This window comes from Candidatus Thiosymbion oneisti, assembly GCF_900092655.1.
Lineage (GTDB): Bacteria > Pseudomonadota > Gammaproteobacteria > Chromatiales > Chromatiaceae > Thiosymbion > Thiosymbion oneisti.
Window position 1 is genome coordinate 1 of the sequence record NZ_FLUY01000236.1, and the last position, 3,348, is coordinate 3,348.

At 63.2% G+C, this 3,348-nt stretch carries 2 protein-coding genes; both read left to right on the forward strand.

The features are described 5' to 3' along the window. The first annotated feature begins 416 nt into the window (after positions 1–416). Positions 417–2,138, forward strand: a complete 1,722-nt coding sequence (gene rsxC / locus BQ17_RS02055) for an electron transport complex subunit RsxC (RefSeq protein ID WP_089724073.1) — start codon at positions 417–419, stop codon at positions 2,136–2,138. 9 nt (positions 2,139–2,147) lie between these two features. Next, positions 2,148–3,185 (forward strand): electron transport complex subunit RsxD, encoded by a 1,038-nt coding sequence (gene rsxD / locus BQ17_RS02060; RefSeq protein WP_089724074.1) that lies wholly within the window; start codon positions 2,148–2,150, stop codon positions 3,183–3,185. Positions 3,186–3,348: the final 163 nt, after the last annotated feature.

A 3,348-nucleotide genomic window follows, 5' to 3' on the forward strand; every position in this document is an offset into this window, starting at 1 on the left:
TTTTGTAGGGAACGGCCGACCCGCCGTTCCATAAACTGTTCGGAATGCCAGGTCGGGCATTCCCTATAGCAAAATCAAGTGAAATGGGATACGAAATTAAAACGAAGGAAAATCCTGTGAATCCTGGAAATCCTGTACTAATCGGATAACAGGACCGTAAGGCAAGAAAGCGTGGTGCATCCCGCCGCGGCGCTGGGAACGCCGGCATCCTGCCGGCCAGGATTTGCCGGCAAGAGGCTGTTTCGACCCGACTTCTCCGCAGCGCGGAGCTTCCACGTCCCCACGCGGCGCGTGGGGATGATAAGAAACAGCACAAAGCTCGAAGCATTGTTGGTAGCGTTTAACCGGAAATTTATCACTACATATTAGGTACTACCAAAATCGATAGTCTTGCCGAACCGAACGAATCTTTAGTTTTGCACTCACCCAACCCGCAACAGCGCCGGCTATGGCGATTCCACGGCGGTATCCATCTGCCCGCTGAAAAGGAGTTGTCCACCGGCCGCCCGGTAGCCAAGGCGCCTTTGCCGTCGTTCCTGACGATACCCGTGCAGCAGCATGTCGGTGCCCCTGCATTGCCCTTGGTTCGGGTCGGCGACTGGGTACTGAAGGGCCAACGGATCGCCGAGCCCCAGGGCTACATGAGCGCCCCGGTCCATGCCTCCAGCTCAGGGATGGTGGTCGCCGTCGAGGAGCGGCCGGTCCCCCACCCGTCCGGGCTCGGCGGTACCTGCATCGTCATCCGGACCGATGGCCTGGACCAGTGGGCGCGGCGACCCAAGCCCCTGGAAAACTACAAGGACCTGGATGCCTCGACGCTGCGCGAGCGCATCCGCTGGGCCGGCATCGTGGGGCTGGGCGGTGCCGCCTTCCCGACCAGTGTCAAGCTCGATCCGGAGCCGCACCAACCGATCCGGACGCTTATCTTGAACGGCGCCGAGTGCGAGCCCTACATCACCTGCGACGACATGCTGATGCGGGAACACGCTGGTCGCATCGTCCAAGGGGCAAGCATCGTCATGCACCTGCTGGGTGCCCGCGAGTGCCTGATCGGCATCGAGGACAACAAACCCCAGGCCATCGCGGCCATGCGGCTGGCGGTGGCGGAGAGTGACATCAGGAAATTCACCCAGGTCTGCGCCATTCCCACCCTGTATCCCAGCGGCGGCGAGAAGCAGCTCATCCGCGCCCTCACCGGCAAGGAGGTGCCGACCAAGGGCACCCCGGCCCAAATCGGGATCCTGTGCCAGAACGTAGCCTCCCTGGCCGCGGTGGCCGAGGCGGTAATCACGGGTAAGCCGCCGATCGCCCGCTATATCACCTTAAGCGGACGCGGCATCAAGGAGCCCCGCAACTTCGAGGTCCTTATCGGTACCCCTGTCGCTGACCTGATCCGAGCGGCGGGTGGGTTCGCCGGGGAGGTCCGCAAGCTGGTGCTGGGTGGCCCCATGATGGGCTTCACCCTGAATTCCGAGCAGGTGCCGGTCACCAAGGGGACCAATTGCATCCTCGCCCTAACCGACCAAGAGGCACCGGCCCCCAGACCGGCGCAACCTTGTATCCGCTGCGGCAAGTGCGCCGAGGTCTGTCCGGTGAGCCTGTTGCCCCAGCAGCTGTACTGGTATGCCTGGTCCAAGGACCTGGATAAGGTGCGGGACTACAAGCTGTTCGACTGCATCGAGTGCGGTTGTTGCTCCCAGGTCTGCCCGTCCCACATCCCCCTCGTGCAGTATTACCGCTACGCGAAGGCAGAGATTCGGAGCCGAGAGCAGGACCAGCGCACCGCCGAGCACGCACGGGTCCGCTACGAGGCCAGAACGGCGCGGCTCGAACGCCTGGAGCAAGCACGCAAGGCCAAGCTGCGCCGCCAGCAGAAGGCCCTGACCGCACGCCCGGCCACCACCGATCCGGCGCAGGCCGGACCAGACCATACCGCGGCCACCCAAGACCCCAAGCAGGCGGCGATCGAGGCGGCCAAGGCGCGGGTTGCGGCCAAGAAGGCGGCCTTGGCCAAACAAGGGATGGCTCCTAAGAACACGCGGAATCTAACCCCCTCCCAACAGCGGCAGATCGCGGCGGCCGAGCAGCGGCGTCGGGCAGCGGCGACGGCCGGGACGCAATCGGCCGGCGAGGGCTGAGGACACGGCATGGCGGACGGCATCGTCTCTTCCCCCCACGGCAGTCGCCCCAATCGGGTCGACCGGATCATGCTCGAGGTCATCTTGGCCCTGATTCCAGGGACCCTGGCCATGATCTGGTACTTCGGTTGGGGCATCCTCATCAACCTGGTCCTGGCCGGTCTGTTCGCCGTGCTGACCGAGACGGTCGCGCTCAAGCTGCGCCGGCGCCCGGCACTGCCGGCGCTGCGGGACCTGAGCGCCTTGGTCACAGCCTTGCTGTTCGCCCTCGCGGTACCGCCTACTTTGCCTTGGTGGCTGACCCTGCTGGGCATGGTGTTTGCCATCGGCGTGGCAAAACAGCTGTACGGCGGGCTGGGCTACAACCCATTCAATCCGGCCATGGCAGGCTATGTCTTTCTGCTGGTCTCCTATCCCCTGGCTATGACCAGCTGGCTGCCGCCCTACATGCTGGCGGAGCAGAACCTCGGCTTCGTCGATTCAGTACGCCTGATCTTTACGGGAACGCCGCCCGCGGGGTCGACCTGGGACGCCATCACCATGGCTACGCCCCTGGACCAGATGCGCACGCAGCTCGATCAGAATCTGATGATCGAGGAGATCCGCGCCAGCCCCCTGTGGGGGGATTTCGGTGGCCGCGGCTGGGAGTGGGTGGGCAACTGGTTCCTGCTCGGGGGTTTCTTCCTGCTCTGGAGGCGCGTCATCAGTTGGCACATCCCGGTGTCCATGCTGCTGGGCTTGCTCATCACCGCCGGCTTCTTCTGGACCCTGGACCCCCAAACCCATCCCTTTCCCGCCTTCCACCTGTTCAGCGGCGGGGCCATCCTGGGGGCTTTCTTCATTGCCACCGACCCCGTGTCCGCCTGCACTACCCCCAAGGGTCAGCTCATTTTCGGGGCCACGATCGGTGTGCTGGTCTTCGTGATCAGGACCTGGGGCGGCTATCCGGACGCGGTGGCCTTCTGCGTATTGCTCATGAACATCGCCGCCCCCACCATCGATTACTATACCCAACCCCGGGTCCTCGGCCACGACCGGGATACCTGATGAGCATGGGAATCATTTTTTACCGCAAATGAACGCGAATCAGCGCAAATTCTACTTTGTCATATTCAGCCTGATTTGTTGATTTTGCTCGTTCCCACGCTCCAGAGATTGTGAAAGAATTCGCGGGCGAATCTGCAGGGAGCGCTCTTGGGCCTCGGAAGCG

Bases quoted from the DNA above. Each gene is read 5' to 3' on its own strand.
- rsxD (WP_089724074.1), top strand. From the start codon at position 2,148: ATGGCGGACGGCATCGTCTCTTCCCCCCACGGCAGTCGCCCCAATCGG.